Annotated in this window: 15 protein-coding genes; 11 read left to right on the forward strand and 4 right to left on the reverse strand. The window is 54.8% G+C overall.

The genetic code is table 11. The features are described from left to right. Positions 1 to 100: 100 nt before the first annotated feature. The gene (parC, locus tag ACFOWX_RS07795) at positions 101 to 2,389 is read right to left on the reverse strand and encodes a DNA topoisomerase IV subunit A (RefSeq protein ID WP_381422901.1); all 2,289 of its coding nucleotides are present in this window, start codon (positions 2,387 to 2,389) and stop codon (positions 101 to 103) included. A gap of 180 nt (positions 2,390 to 2,569) precedes the next feature. On the opposite strand from parC, the gene ACFOWX_RS07800 reads away from it, so the two are divergent. Next, the gene (locus ACFOWX_RS07800) at positions 2,570 to 3,061 is read left to right on the forward strand and encodes a DUF3617 domain-containing protein (protein ID WP_381422903.1); all 492 of its coding nucleotides are present in this window, start codon (positions 2,570 to 2,572) and stop codon (positions 3,059 to 3,061) included. A gap of 73 nt (positions 3,062 to 3,134) precedes the next feature. On the opposite strand, the gene ACFOWX_RS07805 is transcribed toward ACFOWX_RS07800, so the two are convergent. Beyond that, on the reverse strand, positions 3,135 to 3,929 hold the full coding sequence (locus ACFOWX_RS07805) for a hypothetical protein (RefSeq protein ID WP_381422905.1): 795 nt from the start codon (positions 3,927 to 3,929) through the stop codon (positions 3,135 to 3,137). 247 nt (positions 3,930 to 4,176) lie between these two features. Next, entirely contained in the window at positions 4,177 to 5,760 is a 1,584-nt protein-coding gene (locus ACFOWX_RS07810) for a type II secretion system protein GspD (protein ID WP_381422907.1), read from the reverse strand. A 306-nt stretch (positions 5,761 to 6,066) separates the two neighbouring features. Between ACFOWX_RS07810 and purB the strand changes: the two genes are divergently transcribed. The 10 genes from purB (at position 6,067) to ACFOWX_RS07860 (ending at position 14,590) form a co-directional block, all read left to right on the forward strand. Further along, positions 6,067 to 7,380, forward strand: coding sequence for an adenylosuccinate lyase (purB, locus tag ACFOWX_RS07815; RefSeq protein ID WP_381422909.1), 1,314 nt, complete (start codon positions 6,067 to 6,069; stop codon positions 7,378 to 7,380). Positions 7,381 to 7,459: 79 nt separating this feature from the next. Continuing rightward, positions 7,460 to 7,759 (forward strand): hypothetical protein, encoded by a 300-nt coding sequence (locus ACFOWX_RS07820; protein WP_381422911.1) that lies wholly within the window; start codon positions 7,460 to 7,462, stop codon positions 7,757 to 7,759. Continuing rightward, positions 7,756 to 8,430: an orotidine-5'-phosphate decarboxylase gene (pyrF, locus tag ACFOWX_RS07825; RefSeq protein WP_381422913.1), complete on the forward strand. Its 675-nt coding sequence runs from the start codon at positions 7,756 to 7,758 to the stop codon at positions 8,428 to 8,430. The genes ACFOWX_RS07820 and pyrF overlap by 4 nt, the downstream gene beginning before the upstream one ends. A gap of 1 nt (position 8,431) precedes the next feature. Further along, positions 8,432 to 8,797 carry a bleomycin resistance protein gene (locus tag ACFOWX_RS07830; RefSeq protein WP_381422915.1) on the forward strand — a complete coding sequence of 122 codons (366 nt, stop codon included), beginning with the start codon at positions 8,432 to 8,434 and terminating at the stop codon, positions 8,795 to 8,797. Positions 8,798 to 8,806: 9 nt separating this feature from the next. Further along, positions 8,807 to 9,460 carry a phosphoribosylanthranilate isomerase gene (locus ACFOWX_RS07835; protein ID WP_381422917.1) on the forward strand — a complete coding sequence of 218 codons (654 nt, stop codon included), beginning with the start codon at positions 8,807 to 8,809 and terminating at the stop codon, positions 9,458 to 9,460. After that, a complete protein-coding gene (trpB, locus tag ACFOWX_RS07840) occupies positions 9,435 to 10,709 on the forward strand; it encodes a tryptophan synthase subunit beta (protein ID WP_381422919.1) in 1,275 nt (424 codons plus the stop codon). Before ACFOWX_RS07835 ends, trpB begins: the two co-directional genes overlap by 26 nt. A 141-nt stretch (positions 10,710 to 10,850) precedes the next feature. Continuing rightward, a complete protein-coding gene (locus ACFOWX_RS07845) occupies positions 10,851 to 11,312 on the forward strand; it encodes an endonuclease domain-containing protein (protein WP_381422921.1) in 462 nt (153 codons plus the stop codon). Next, complete coding sequence (trpA, locus tag ACFOWX_RS07850; protein WP_381422923.1) at positions 11,309 to 12,106, forward strand: tryptophan synthase subunit alpha; 798 nt, start codon at positions 11,309 to 11,311, stop codon at positions 12,104 to 12,106. Before ACFOWX_RS07845 ends, trpA begins: the two co-directional genes overlap by 4 nt. A 218-nt stretch (positions 12,107 to 12,324) precedes the next feature. Continuing rightward, a complete protein-coding gene (accD, locus tag ACFOWX_RS07855) occupies positions 12,325 to 13,179 on the forward strand; it encodes an acetyl-CoA carboxylase, carboxyltransferase subunit beta (RefSeq protein ID WP_381422925.1) in 855 nt (284 codons plus the stop codon). 73 nt (positions 13,180 to 13,252) lie between these two features. Then, positions 13,253 to 14,590, forward strand: a complete 1,338-nt coding sequence (locus ACFOWX_RS07860) for a bifunctional folylpolyglutamate synthase/dihydrofolate synthase (RefSeq protein WP_381422927.1) — start codon at positions 13,253 to 13,255, stop codon at positions 14,588 to 14,590. On the opposite strand, the gene ACFOWX_RS07865 is transcribed toward ACFOWX_RS07860, so the two are convergent. Continuing rightward, positions 14,587 to 15,954 (reverse strand): AmpG family muropeptide MFS transporter, encoded by a 1,368-nt coding sequence (locus ACFOWX_RS07865; protein ID WP_381422929.1) that lies wholly within the window; start codon positions 15,952 to 15,954, stop codon positions 14,587 to 14,589. The genes ACFOWX_RS07860 and ACFOWX_RS07865 overlap by 4 nt on opposite strands. Positions 15,955 to 15,956 lie beyond the last annotated feature (2 nt).

Here is a 15,956-nt window from a genome sequence, read left to right on the forward strand (position 1 = left end):
AGCTGCAATGTGTAAATTATTGCTTTGCGTTTTGTGACAAATAAAAGGTTAATGTAAAATCGTGCGGGTATGGGCCGAAGATGATCCTTAGCAAATAGCCCTAACCGAAACGGTTATCGCGGGGGAAACCATTGGGCGGCAACCGCCCGGCCGCACCTCTCGCCACCCGCCATAACGACATATCATTTTCGGTCCGCGTCCGCCCGCTATCGCCGCCCATGGCCCAGCTTAAACCTTCCGACATTTTGAAACAGATCGCGTCGGACAGCCCGCCATCCTTATATCGTTGCAGCGTTACGCCCTGCCCCTTTGCCATTTCGGGCAGCTCGGACAGCGGGAAGGCAACCAGTTTCCGGTTATCACCGACAACCGCAACATAATGATCCTTTGCCTCTTCCTCCGGCAATCCCGCCATTGGTGCCACACGAACCACTTTCAGCTTTGCCTTACCCTTAACATTGACGACTTGCCGCCCTTTACGGGTTTCGGCGATGACATCGGCCATTTGGGCGATAAAGCCTTTGCCAGCCGACGAAGCCAGGAGCATCCGGCCATTGGGCACCGCAGGCATTAACGCAATAATATCATTGCCCGCCTCTATATCGATCATCGTAGCAACTGGTTCGCCAAAACCCCGCGCACCCGGTAATTTATCCGCGCCGATAGTGTAAAAACGCCCCAGCGCCGTTGCGATCAATATCTTGTCGGTTGTTTGGGCATGGAACGCAAAGGCGGGGCCGTCGCCCTCCTTGAATTTGGAAATTTCCGGCTGCGACAAGTCGGCATGGCCCTTCATCGCTTTAATCCAGCCGCGCTGCGACATGATGACCGTCACCGGTTCTTTTTCGATCAGCGATTCCAGCGAAATTTCCCGCGCGGGCGCCGCTTCCTCAATCGACGTGCGCCGTTTGCCCAATTCGGTATCTTCGCCATAAGCTTTGCGCAGCGCGGCCAGCTCTTTCTTCAGCTTCGTGCGCTGCCGCGCAGGGCTCTCGATCAATTTAACCAGCTCTTCGCGCTCGGCCGTCAACGCATCGCGTTCGCGCACAAGCTCCATCTCCTCCAGCTTGCGCAACGACCGCAGCCGCATATTCAAAATCGCTTCGGCTTGCCGGTCGGTCAGTTCAAATTCGGCCATCATAACCGGCTTTGGCTCATCCTCGCTGCGGATGATTTCGATGATCCGGTCGAGGTTGAGGAACGCAATGATATAGCCGCCGAGCAGTTCCAGCCGCGCGTCAATTTTTTCCAGCCGGTGCTGCGATTTGCGAACCAACACCTCAATCTGATGCTTTAACCAGGCACGCAGCAGTTCGCCCAGACCCATCACGCCGGGCGTGCGGGTATCATCCAAGACATTCATGTTCAGCGAAAATCGGGTTTCCAGATCGCTCATCCGGAACAAGGCGTTCATCAAGTCATCGGCATCAACATTCCGCGATTTCGGTTCGAGAACTATGCGTATCTCACTGTCGCTTTCATCGCGCACATCGGCAAGGATGGGCAGTTTTTTATCACCGATTAGATTGGCAATCTGCTCAATCAACTTACCCTTTTGCACTTGATAAGGAATTTCGGTGATTACCGCGATCCACCCGCCTCGGCCTTCATCTTCTTTATGCCAGCGCGCCCGCACCCGCATCGCGCCGCGCCCGGTTTCATAGGCTTTGCTTATCACATCCGCCGGATCAACCAATATCCCGCCGGTGGCAAAATCCGGGCCTTTCATAATTTCCATCAGCTGCGCATGATCCGCTGCTGGCTGATCAATCAACAAAGCCGCCGCGTCGAGCACTTCGGCGACATTATGCGACGGGATGCTGGTTGCCATGCCAACGGCAATCCCGCTGGCCCCATTGGCCAATAGGTTGGGGAAAAGCCCTGGCATATATTCGGGCTCTTCATCTTCGCCATTATAGGTGGGGCGAAAATCGGTGCCATTTTCATCCAGCCCCTGCATCAACTCAATTGCGGTTTTCGTCAGCCGCGCCTCTGTATACCGGTAGGCCGCTGCGTTATCGCCATCGATATTGCCGAAATTGCCCTGCCCATCGACGAGCGGATATCGCAGCGAAAATGTCTGCGCCAACCGCACCATCGCATCATAAACCGACTGATCCCCATGCGGATGATATTTACCGATAACATCACCGACAACGCGCGCGCATTTTTTGTAACCTTGCGACGGATCCAACTTTAACAGGCGCATCGCCCATAATAACCGCCGATGAACCGGCTTTAACCCATCGCGCAAATCCGGTAGCGACCGGGCGGTAATGGTCGACATGGCATAGATCAGATAGCGTTCGGACAGCGCCGCATCAAAGGGCGCATCAACCACCGCGTCAAAAGGATCTTCTGCTATTTCACCGTCGCTTATATCTGACATAGCTGCGGCGATAGCGCCCCTGTTGCGGCTCGCCAAGTCCCATTGGGGCCGAAACCCAAAGCTTTTGTGGAAAAGCCGCCGCTGCGGGGATCTGGGCTCAATAGGATTGTTGGCATGAGGCTTGTTTTATTTTTTGCCGTCTTTAGGTTGCTGCACTCCATTCATAACAAAGGTAAAGACATGAAGACCCGATTTATCCTGTTCACTGCCGTGACTGCACTTGGCCTTACCGCTTGTAATAGCGCCGACGAAATTCCACGTAAGGGCAAGTATCAGCCTGAAATCGAGCTGACCAAGCTCGACATACCGGGCATTACAGAGGCACAGAAGGCACAGGCAGAATCGCAAATGCAGACGTCCTTTGCATCGGCCGCAGGCGGCGCGCAATGTATTGAGGGCGGCAAAGAAAAAGATTGGAAAGAGGCCGCAGGCGGCTTGACCAAAAGCCTGGGCGGCACATGCGAAACCGTGAGAGATAACGGCACCGCAACCACCGCCGATTTGGAAGTCACATGTAAAGGCACTCAAATGGGGAATATCAATGTCAAAATGAAGGGCGGCGCAGAAGCCGAAAGATTCAATATGGACGTTGATTTAGATTTTGACAGCCCGCAAGCAGGCAAAGGGTCGATGAGTTTCAAGGTGGGAGCAAAACGCGTCGGCGATTGCTAACCCGTAGCTTAGGTAAATAAATAAGGGAGCGAGGGCGCCGCCTTCGCTCCCTTTTTATTGCAACGCAGACGAATTAGGTTTTATTCACACGCAGGCGGATGTGCCCCTTTGAGTTTTTCAGCCCTTCCGCGCCGATCACTAGATAAGCGGAATTTGCATTGAAATAGCCATAGTCATCCATGACCTCTTTCAGCACTTTGAAATCAATTGTGCCGCGACCCGGGTTGGTCCGGCTCGCCTGTACAAATTTATTGGCTGTGCGCACCGCCCAGACTTGTTTGAATGCAGGCTTTGTATTGCCGGATTGGCAGTAACTGGGTTGGTTGTTAATCTGACCAGATTGGTAAATTTGATAAGTGCCGTTGTTGGTGACGACCTGCAGGTCCCGATTGTTTTTCCGCACCTTAGTCAGCGTATATTCGCCAGCATTTGTGGGCGGAGTCCACCCACCAAAAGCAGCCTCTACAATATAATATTCGACATTCAAATTGCCCGCGGGCACGCCGCATGACCAACCATAAGCGCCAAATGTGCCTTTGCCATCGGACGTGGTCCAATCATACAAATCATAAGTGAGCGTATTGGGCGTGGCCACATTCTGCCAACCGCCGCCGCCGACATAATCGGCGCTATCCATATTTTTCAAATCCCAGTCCATGGATATATCGCGGCGGGCGATGTCATTTACGGTTACGCTCTGCGAATCCCAGTCGCGCGCATAGACGGTCCAAAAAAATTTGTTACCGCTTGCGTCCACCTCATCACCTTGGTTCGGCCCGGCGGCTGTATATGTGTGTGAAGCAGCATAAGCGGCCGTAGCAGTGCTTAACAGGATCGCTCCAACGATGAACTTATTCTTCATTTTCATAATTTTTCCTCTCTCAACTCTCTCATTCACTCTCTCTTAAACTGTGGCTGAGCCATGACGCAGTTATCCGTTCCGCGCCTGATACAGACGCAGGGGAACTGTTTCGCCGTGACGATAATCTGACGACAGCCGTTCAAAATGTCAGACTATTTCAACCCATTGCCTTGGTCATTTTCAGGGCGTGGATCAAAATGGAATATCCGATATAAATATCTGGATAAATTATTTAATTTCAAAAATTATCATATCATTCCGGTTCCTCTTCCAAAGAAGCACGATGATTTACGATGCGCGGTGTAATGAAAATATAAAGCTCAGTTTTACCTTTCAGCGTTTTTTCATAGCTGAATAATTTTCCGACCAGCGGGATGTCGCCCAAAATCGGAATTTTCGAATTGGACTTGAGCACGCTTTCCTGGGTCAGTCCGCCAATGACAAAGGATTCGCCGTCGCGCACCGAGGCGGATGTTTCTGCCTCCCGCTGGCTGATCGTAGGATAGCCTTGTGAATAGCCCGATACGCTCGACACGACCGCATAGATTTTGGAGGTTACAAAACCATCCGGGCTAACGCGAGGAGCGATTTGCAGCGTCACGCCAACATTGACATACTGGACCTGCTCCGACACACCATTCACACCGGACAAGGTAATGTTGGTGATGATCGGTAAAGCATCTCCAGTAATGATTTTCGCGCTCGAACCGCTTTGGGCGGCGATGCGAGGCTTAGATAATATCCGCCCGTTGCCTTTTTCAATTTGTGCATACAAGGCCACCTGTAACGCGGCGCTTTTCAAAAAAGTTTCGGGCGGCAGGCCAAAGGGCACAAACTGACCCAATTGTCCGGTTCCAACCGCAATCTGACCATTGCCATTGTTGAAGTTAAGGCCCAAATTACGAGCGCCCGTTTCGGTCAGCTCCACAAATTGCGTTTCCAAAATGACGCTATCGACTGGAATATCGATCAACTCGATTTGGCGTTTCACCCGCGCGATACGTTCGGGCGATCCGCGCACCCATACCGCATTCAGTCGCCGGTCGATCGCCAAATTGCGGTCAACAGATTCGCCCAGCGGCTGATCATAATCTTCAGGCGGCGTGTTGTTATTATTGTTGCCATTATCGCGCCCCGGCGAACCAAAGCCGGGTTCACGCCGAATAAACACATTATTGGGGCGCACCGACAGGCCCTCGGTCAGCAAGCCCACGACCTCGCTGACATCGGCATATTTAAGGAGGATTAGCTCCGCGCCCTGATCTTCAAATGCGACATCGTCGCCGCCGTAACTTTCATTTGCACCATAGGACACGGCGGACCCCACTGGCGGCAATGCCGGGCCATTATCAACCGCCCCGCCAAAATTTCCAAAACTGGAACTGGCCCGTTTGGGAACCCGTTTTACGGTGACCAATATCTGTCCTTCACCGACGGGCTGCGTGGTCAGTTTGGATGCATCCTTGGCGGAAAAAGTAAGCGTTAGGTCGGTGTCATTTGCAACAATATCAACGCCTGTTACCAATCCTGTATATTTTTGCTGTGTGCTGGACGGGCCGCGCCGGGCATTTTCAAATCGCACGCTCCACGACGTTTTGCCATTTTCGCGCTCATTGGGTAAAGTGAGAACCGATGACACCGGCAATCTTGGGTAAAATTCAACCGAAAATATGCTTTCACTGGGCCCTTGCGAGATAAGGCGCAACTGGCTGAGTGTCATCTGCGGATCTGGAATTTCAGTAACACCCGGACCATTTTGTGCCACCGCTGCCCCGGGTTGGAACAGCATTATGGCACAATAAAAGGTTGCGACCCAAAAGGCCCGGATGCTCTGCACTCTTCTCTCCCTCACTCCAATCACGGTGATTATCCAACTTCATATCGGGTGCAACAATAAAGTCATAAAAGTGCAAAATTTGCATCTATTTTATAACTATATTTCAAGCCAAATTATCCATGAAAACGTTGTCATATAAGCAAATTTTGCCAAAAAATGCTGCGCACGAAAAAATGGTAGCGCAATCATTTTTTTCCTTATCTGTGCGTGCCGGCCTCGGTCAAAACGCGTCTTTGCGGTTTTGCTCGGCATCTGCTAACCGCCGCATGATTCGCAAAAACTCTCTTTTCACGAAAGCAAATTTCCATGGTTCCTCGTTATGCCCGCCCCGAAATGACCGCGATTTGGGAACCGGAAAATAAATTTCGCATTTGGTTTGAGATAGAGGCGCATGCGACGCAAAAACTCGCCGATCTGGGCGTTGTCCCGCAAAGCGCGGCGAAGGCGCTATGGGATTGGTGGGCGACGCACCCCGCGATTGATGTGGCAGCGATTGACGCGATTGAGGCGGTGACCAAGCATGATGTGATCGCCTTTCTAACCTGGGTTGCGGAAAATGTCGGCGATGAAGCCCGCTTCATGCATCAGGGCATGACCTCTTCTGATGTGCTCGACACGTGCCTCGCAGTGCAATTGACGCAGGCGACGGACTTGCTGATCGCTGATATGGACAAGCTGCTGGCGGCTATAAAAACCCGCGCGATGGAGCATAAATTCACGCCAACCATTGGCCGCAGCCATGGCATTCATGCCGAACCCGTCACCTTTGGGATGAAGCTGGCGCAGGCCTATGCCGAATTTGCCCGGGGCCGCGAACGGTTGGTTGCTGCCCGCGCCGAAATCGCGACCTGCGCCATATCGGGCGCGGTTGGCACCTTTGCCAATATTGATCCATCAGTGGAGGCATATGTAGCCGAGAAACTCGGGCTGGAAATCGAACCCGTTTCCACGCAGGTCATCCCGCGTGACCGGCATGCCATGTATTTTGCCGTGCTGGGCGTCATTGCATCATCGGTCGAGCGCTTGGCCGTTGAAGTGCGCCATTTGCAGCGCACCGAAGTTTTGGAAGCAGAAGAGTATTTCAGCCCCGGCCAAAAAGGGTCGAGCGCGATGCCGCATAAACGCAATCCAATCCTGACGGAAAATCTCACTGGCCTTGCCCGCATGGTGCGCAGCGCCGTGACCCCGGCAATGGAAAATGTCGCTTTGTGGCATGAACGCGATATCAGCCATAGCAGCGTGGAGCGCTATATTGGCCCCGATGCCACGATCACGCTGGACTTTGCCTTGGGCCGCTTGACGGGCGTGGTTGAAAAACTGCTGGTATATCCCGAACGGATGCAGAAAAATCTCGACCGCATGGGCGGGCTTGTCCATTCGCAGCGCGTCCTGCTCGCGCTCACCCAAGCTGGGATCAGCCGCGAGGACAGCTATGCCATCGTGCAGCGTAATGCGATGAAAGTGTGGGAATCGGACGGCGCGCTCAGCTTGATGGAATTGCTGAAAGCGGACGATGATGTCACCGCAAAGCTCAGCGCTTCCGATATCGAAGAACGCTTCAATCTCGACTATCATTTCAAGAATATCGACGTCATTTTTGCCCGCGTTTTTGGGGAGTGAACAAGGCCACTAGCTTAGGCCTCTGATTTCCCATAAGATAGCGGCGACTCCCCTTCCCCCCAAATATGGAGACCCGCAAATGCAATTTTTGAAAACACTCCTCTGGGTGATCTTGATTGTTGCGTTGGTGGTCTTCACCATCAACAATTGGGTGCCGGTATCGGTTAAACTCTGGGGCGGGTTGCTGCTCGACACCAAATTGCCAATGCTGGTCATTGTCAGCTTCATTGCTGGATTTGTACCGCTATTCATCATCTACAAGACGATTATCTGGCGATTGAAGCGCAAGATACTCACGCTGGAAACCGGCACCAGCCGGCAACCGCTGCGCATGGACGACCCGTCAATGCCGCCTCCTGCAGAACGGAGCGCCGCATGAGCAATCCAGTTTATGTCGCCATTGATACGCCCGACCTTGATCACGCGGTAAAGCTCGCCAAATCGGTCAAAAACCATATTGGCGGGGTGAAGCTGGGCCTCGAATTTTTCTGCGCCAATGGCCATCACGGTGTGCATGAAGTGGCGAAGCTGGGCCTGCCCATTTTCCTTGACCTGAAATTGCATGATATTCCCAATACCGTCGCAAAAGCGGTGCAGGCTTTGAACGGATTAGCGCCCGCGATTTTGACCATCCATGCATCGGGCGGGCGCGCGATGATGGAGGATGCAAAGGCAGCGGCGGGGACCAATACAAAAGTGGTTGCTGTCACCGTGCTGACCAGCCTCGATGATCACGATCTGAGCCGTGTTGGGGTCGCGGACGACCCGCATAATCAGGTAGAGCGGCTCGCTGACCTTGCCCGCGAAGCTGGCCTAGACGGCATCGTGTGTTCAGGTCAAGAAGTAAAAGCCGCGCATAAGGCATGGAAAAACGGATTTTTTATTGTCCCCGGCCTGCGCCCTGCGGGTAGCAAAACCGGTGATCAAAAACGCATCGTCACCCCGCGCCAAGCCCGTGATGATGGCGCCAGCGTGCTGGTCATTGGCCGTCCCATAACCGCAGCCGAGGTCCCCGACGATGCCGCACGGGCGATTGTCGGGACATTGTAGCTTGGCCAACCAGGCCACACCAAATTTACCGTCTCGTGATTTTGAGGTCACAGAAGCATTTTATTCCAGACTTGGATTTGAAGTCAGTTACCGTGCAGAGGGCTGGATGATCCTTGAAAATGGGGCGATTTGCTTAGAATTTTTTCCTTACCCGGACCTTGATCCCGCTAATAGCTCCTTTGGAAGCTGCCTCCGGCTCGACGATGTCGACACATTTTTTCAGACCTGCCAGAAAGCGGGCATTCCGCAGCAACAAACGGGGTTCCCGCGCATTCATGCTCCCAAGTTGGAACAGAGCGGCATGGTCATTGGATATCTGCTTGATCCAGACGGCAGCCTGTTGCGGTTAGTGCAAAATCCTGATTAAGCAATCCGTATGACCACAAAGATTAAGATTTGCGGGCTTTCCCGTCCGGAGGAAGTGGACGCCGCGGCACAGGCCGGGGCGACGCATATCGGGCTGATGCATTATGCGCCCAGCAAGCGCCACATATCGCTGGAACAAGCCGCTGCGCTTGCCCGCCATGCGCCACTGTCCTTGCAAACCGTGCTGGTCATGGTCAATGCATCGGCGGAATTGACCGGCAAGGCGATCGAGATTGTTCGCCCTCATATTATCCAATTTCACGGCAGCGAAACGCCGGAATGGTTGCGGCTGGTAAAGGAAAAAACCGGCATCGGCGTTTGGAAAGCGCTCGGCGTCAAAACTTTGGAAGTCATGCGCCAGAGCGACCGGTATATCGGCGCAGCAGATGTGTTGCTTTTCGATGCTCCGGCGGGGGATCAGCATGGCGGCACAGGCACAAGTTTCGATTGGGGCTTGCTGGCGCAATATGATCATAAAATCCCTTGGGGCCTCGCAGGCGGATTGGATATTGCGAATGTCGCCGATGCGATCCGCCAAACCGGTGCGCCTTTGGTCGATGTATCTTCGGGTGTGGAAACTGTGCCGGGCGTGAAGGATATGGACAAGATTGCCGCCTTCTGCCAAGCGGTGCAGCAATATGACACAGCCCGAACCGACTCCTAACTCTTTTCCCAATCAACCCCCCGCGCAGGCCAATAGCTGGCGCCAAAAACCTGACTCACGCGGCCATTTTGGCCAGTTTGGCGGGCGCTATGTTGCCGAAACGCTCATGCCGCTCATCCTCGATCTGGAAAAACATTATCGCAGCGCACAAGCGGACCCCGCGTTTCAGGCGCAATTTGATGATCTGCTTGAACATTATGTCGGACGGCCCAGCCCGCTTTATTATGCCGAGCGGCTGACCGAGGAATTGCGCAAGGACGCGCCCGCCGGAAAAGGGGCGCAGGTCTGGTTCAAACGCGATGAGCTGAACCATACCGGCGCGCATAAAATCAACAATTGTATCGGGCAAATCCTGCTTGCGATGCGTATGGGTAAAACGCGGATTATTGCCGAAACGGGCGCGGGTCAGCATGGCGTCGCCACCGCCACCGTCTGCGCACGCTTTGGCTTGCCCTGCTTCATCTATATGGGCGCGAAAGATATTTCGCGGCAACAGCCCAACGTGTTCCGTATGCGCTTGCTGGGGGCCGAGGTAATCCCGGTGACCAGCGGCGCTGGCACACTCAAAGACGCAATGAACGAAGGCCTGCGCGACTGGGTCGCCAATGTGCACGACACATTCTATATCATCGGCACCGCCGCTGGCCCGCATCCTTATCCAGAGCTGGTCCGCGATTTTCAAAGCGTGATCGGCAAAGAAGCGCGCGCGCAAATGCAAAGCCGCGTGGGCCGCCTGCCCGATATGCTGGTCGCGGCCATTGGCGGCGGCAGCAACGCGATAGGGCTGTTCCACCCGTTTTTGGACGATGCCAGCGTCGAAATGCTCGGCATTGAAGCCGCCGGCCATGGCCTTGATAAGGAACATGCGGCGAGCCTTGCGGGCGGAAAGCCCGGCATTTTGCACGGCAACAAAACCTATCTGTTGCAAGACGAAGACGGCCAAATTGACGAAGCCCATTCGATCAGCGCCGGGCTGGATTATCCCGGCATTGGCCCGGAGCATAGCTGGCTGAAAGAATCCGGCCGCGTGCGTTACGACAGCGTGACGGACACCGAAGCGCTGAGCGCTTTCCAGCTGCTCTGCCGCACCGAAGGCATCATTCCCGCGCTGGAGCCATCACACGCCATTGCGGCTGTCGCGCGCGAAGCGGTGAAGATGGATCGTGACCAGATCATCCTCGCCAATCTATGCGGACGCGGCGACAAGGATATTTTCACGGTGGCCGAGGCGCTAGGGACGGAGATTTGAACATAGTGAGCTTTCGCTCACTGCCCCCCTCCCAACCCTCCTCCCTAAAGGGGAGAGGGCTTCCGTTTTGCTCTCTCCCCTTTAGGGGAGAGAAGCGAGACTTGGCAATTTATTGCCTAGTCGCAGCAGAGAGGGGCTGGCATGCGCGATCCGCAACTGACTGAATTTGCGCGGTCCATGCGCCGCGAAATGACTGAACCCGAAAAGACACTGTGGTATCAGCTGCGTGCCAAACGTTTTGAAGGAATAAAACTTCGTCGCCAGAATGTAGTTGGCAATTACATCGCCGATTTCTATTCCCGCTTCGCAACGCTGATCATCGAGGTCGATGGCGACTCGCACGCCTTCACCCGCGTGTATGATCGGATCAGAGAAGAGTATTTTCAGAAACTGGGGTTCCGTGTGATTAGGTTTACAAATTCAGATGTGATGACGAATATTGAGGGCGTATTGACAATGGTTGGTGCGCAACTGGCTGCCCCCCTCCCAACCCTCCCCCCTAAAGGGGAGAGGGCTATAAATAGCCTTCTCTCTCCCCTTCAGGGGAGAGAAGCGAGCCTTGGCAGTTTACTGCCTAGTCGCAGCAGAGAGGGGAAGGTATGACCCGCCTCGACCCAAATAGGCTCTCCGCCGCCTTCACCAAAGCCCACCCCGCACTAGTCACCTTCATCACGGCGGGCGATGGCGACACCGCAGCCAATCTGGACGCCCTCGTCGCGGGCGGGGCAGATGTTATCGAGCTGGGTATGCCATTCACCGACCCGATGGCCGATGGCCCGGCAATTCAGGCCGCCAACATCCGCAGCCTTGCGGCAGGTACGAAGACTGCCGATGTCCTGAAACTTGCTACCGATTTCCGCGGGCGGCATCCGCAGGTTCCGCTGGTCCTCATGGGATATGCCAACCCGATGACGATCCGGGGGCCGGAATGGTTTGCGCAAGCTTGCGTAACTGCTGGTGTCGACGGCGTGATCTGCGTTGATATTCCGGTGGAAGAAGACGACAGCCTAGGCGATGCCCTGCGCGCCGCCGATATTGCTGTCATCCGCCTTGCCACGCCGACCACCGATGCGGCGCGGTTGCCCACCATCCTAGGTAATGCCAGCGGCTTTCTATATTATGTCAGCGTCGCGGGTATCACGGGCCTACAACAAGCGGCGCAGGCCAGCATTGATGAAGCGGTTGCGCGGTTAAAGGCCGGAACCGATTTGCCCGTTGCGGTTGGATTTGGTGTGCGCACGCCGCAGCAGGCTGCTGATATTGCAAAGGTGGCCGACGGCGTTGTCGTGGGCAGCGCGATTGTTGAATTAGTCGCGCAGCATGGCCGGGATGCGGCAGAGCCAGTGCGCGAATATATTGCCTCGTTGAAAGCCGCGATCGTGGGTGCGCGCGGGTAGCGGGGTGCCATTTGTTTCACGCAAAGATAAGAAGAAAAATACGATTTTAGAGGTCTTTGGCCTGTCCCAACATTAAGTGCAGAGTTTCTTATTTCCTTATTTCTCTTTTTTCCTGTGCGTGAAAATTCTGGCACCATGCTCACCGCCAAAGCAGCATAAGAGTTGCAGCACACGCCCATCCGGCCTAAACTCATAAACACATAAATTAAGGGATCAATATGAACTGGGTCACCCGCGTCCGCAATGCGTTGCCATTTGTGGCGAAGCGCGAAACTGCCGATACGCTCTGGCATAAATGCAAGGGCTGCGAAGCGATGATTTTCTTGAAGGAATTTGAGGAAAACCAATCGGTTTGCCCCAAATGCGACCATCATGGCCGCATCGGTCCTGCCGAACGGTTTGCGGCAATATTTGACGATGACAGCTATAAAATCCTGCCCCCGCCGCGCGTTGCCGAGGATCCCCTGAAATTCAAGGATACGAAAAAATATACCGACCGAATTAAGGCGGCCCGCACCGCAACCGGCGAAACCGACGCGATGGTCAGCGCGCGCGGCACCGTGGACGGGCATAAAGCCGTCATCAGCGTGCAGGATTTTGCCTTCATGGGCGGATCGATGGGCATGGCCGTGGGTGAGAGTTTTATCGAAGCCGTGCAAGAAGCGATCACCGCGAAATGTCCGTATATCATCTTCACAGCGGCGGGCGGCGCGCGGATGCAGGAGGGTATATTGTCGCTGATGCAAATGCCGCGCAGCACCGTCGCGATCCAGATGCTGCATGATGCCGGCCTGCCCTATATCGTCGTCCTGACCGATCCGACCACGGGCGGCGTCACCGCCAGCTATGCGATGCTCGGCGATATTCAGATTTCGGAACCCGGCGCCCTGATCGGTTTTGCCGGACAGCGGGTGATACAGGACACGATCCGCGAGAAACTACCCGAAGGGTTCCAGCGCGCCGAATATCTGCTCGCTCATGGTATGATCGATATGGTCACGCACCGGCATGAATTGCGCGCGACATTGGCGAAGCTGATCGGCTATTTGATGGCGGCGAAACAGGCGGCTTAGTTCTGAAAGTTGATACCCCAACTTTGTCATGCCCGCCTTCGCGGGAATGATAAATCATAAAGTTTCAAACATAATGCCCGACCATGCCATTTCCTCCGACCCCGCCGTTCAGGCGCAGCTTGACCGGCTGAACCGGCTTTCGCCCGGACGCGATAGTTTGGGGCTGGAGCGGATCGCGGCGCTGATGGCGGCGCTGGGCAATCCGCAAGACGCCTTGCCGCCCGTTTTCCACGTCGCGGGAACCAATGGCAAGGGATCAACCTGCGCCTTTCTGCGCGCCGCGATGGAGGCGGCGGGCCTGACCGTCCATGTCTATACCAGCCCGCATCTCGCGCGGTTTAACGAACGTATCCGCGTGGCAGGAAAGCTGATTGGCGATAGCGCCCTTGCACCCCTGCTCAGCGAGATATTGGACGCCGCCGAGGCGCAGGGCATCGCCGCCAGCTTTTTTGAGGTCACGACTGCGGCGGCGCTCACCGCCTTTGCCCGGACGCCCGCCGATGCCTGCGTTATCGAGGTTGGCCTTGGCGGACGATTGGATGCGACCAACATCATCCCCGCCCCTGCGGCCTGCGGGATCGCGGCGCTGGGCATTGACCATGAAGCTTTTTTGCTCGCTCCGGAGGAAGGCGTCCCCGACCTGACCCCGCCCGCTCGTATTGGCTGGGAAAAGGCGGGGATTGCCAAACATGGCGTGCCGCTGCTGACGCAAATCTATCCGCCACCAGTCGCGCAAGCCGTGGCGCAGCAAGCGGCGCAGGCAGGCGCGAAGCTGCTGCCCCGTAAACAGGCATGGGACGCGGCAATATATGACGGGCATCTGGTCTACCGCGACGAACAGGGCAGTTTGAAACTGCCCCTGCCCCGTATGGCGGGCGAGCATCAAAGCGATAATGCCGCGCTCGCCATCGCAATGCTGCGCCATCAATCAGCGGTGCGGTTGCCCGATGCCGCCTATGCCGCCGCGATGGAATGGGCATTCTGGCCAGCGCGGATGCAGCGATTGAGCGGCGGGATGCTGACCCTGCAATTGCCCCCGGTCGCAGGCGTCTGGCTCGATGGCGGCCATAACCGGCAAGGCGGCGAAGCGATTGCCGCTTATTTTGACAGCGCCGCACCGCGCAGCATCCACTTGATAACCGGAATGCTTGCCAATAAGGACCCCGGCGCGATTATCGAGCCCCTATTGCCCAAAATCGCGAGCATAACGGTGGTGCCGGTGCCGGGCCATGACCATCATCCCGCCTCTGCTTTTGAGGCGGCGGCACAGGGCCTGCCCGTCGCATCCGCCATCGACGTCATCGCCGCCATGGCATCGCTATCACCCAAACGGACCGACAGCGTGCTGATCGCCGGAACGCTCTACCTCGCGGGAGAAGTGCTCAGGCTAAATGGACAGGAACCGGATTAGGTAGTTTGTCCGGTTTCTGTTTTGCCCGCCGTGCCTGCTGCTTCGTCCACAAGCCCGGTCCGGATCATATACCAAAAGAGCAAAATGCCTGGCACCGCCGCCACTGTTGTAAGCAGGTAAAAATTCACATAGCCCATACCCTCAATCAAACTACCAGCCGTTGTTCCGGTCAAAAAGCGGCCGACAATGCTCGCCGCTGCGGAGATCAGAGCATATTGCGAGGCCGTGAAACGCAAATCACACAGCGCAGAAAAATAGGCGACCAATGCCACTCCGCCGATGCCACTTGCAATATTCTCAAATCCAATAGCACCCGCCATCGCCCAATTATTATGTCCGGACGCGGCCAACCCTGCGAACGACAAATTACTGACTGCCATCAATATCAAACTGATCAGAACAGACCGCTTCATTCCCAATTTAGTATAAAGATAGCCGCCGATGAAAATGCCGATCAAATAGGCCCAAAAGCCCAAGCCCACGTCGTAAAATGCTACTTCATCATTGGTGAATTTCAGATCCTCGAATAACAATCGGAATGTCAGATTGGCCAACGTGTCGCCAATTTTATGAAGCAGTATGAATAGCAACGCTATCAAAGCACCATTACGCTGAAAAAATTCGGTAAATGGCCCGTAAACCGAACGGGCCATTTCCAATATGCCTTTTTTCTTGGCAGGTTCCCGGTGACGTTCAGGCTCCCCAAGGAGCAATGCCGTAATCATTGCTGGCAATGCGAATGCGGCGCATGCAATGTAAGCAATTGACCATCCATATCGGGCTGCAAGCACTAGCGCTAAGGCCCCGGCCCCGGCCGAGCCTATCCGCCAGCCATATTGACTCATCCCCGATCCAACCCCCAACTGATCAGGTTTCAACACTTCAATCCGATAACCGTCGATCACAATGTCAAAAGTCGAACCCGCTATACCTACCAATATTGCCGAGAGCGCCACATACCCCACGTCTACACTAGGATCGGCAAGCGCCAGATTGGCAACAGCGGCAATAACAAAAACACCGCTAAACAGCATCCAAGATACTCTTTGTCCCAGACGACCGATTATGGGCAATTTTACGCCATCGACAATCCAAGCCCACAGCCATTTGAAATTATAAGCCAAAAATATAAGGGAAAAAGCAGTTACCGTTTTTTTATCGATGCCATCCTGTGCCAATCGTGTGGTCAATGTGGCCCCGATCATTGCGTAGGGGAAGCCAGAAGATATTCCCACCATCAAAGCCGCCAATGGCTCTTTCTCCAGATAGGGTTGTATCCCTGACGGCAGTTTCTCTCTAGGAACAAATTTATAAATCAGAGCAAATAGTATCGCGATACCAATCCAGATATAGCTTTGGCTCATTA

Source organism: Sphingorhabdus arenilitoris, from assembly GCF_042651485.1.
Lineage (GTDB): Bacteria > Pseudomonadota > Alphaproteobacteria > Sphingomonadales > Sphingomonadaceae > Sphingorhabdus_B > Sphingorhabdus_B arenilitoris.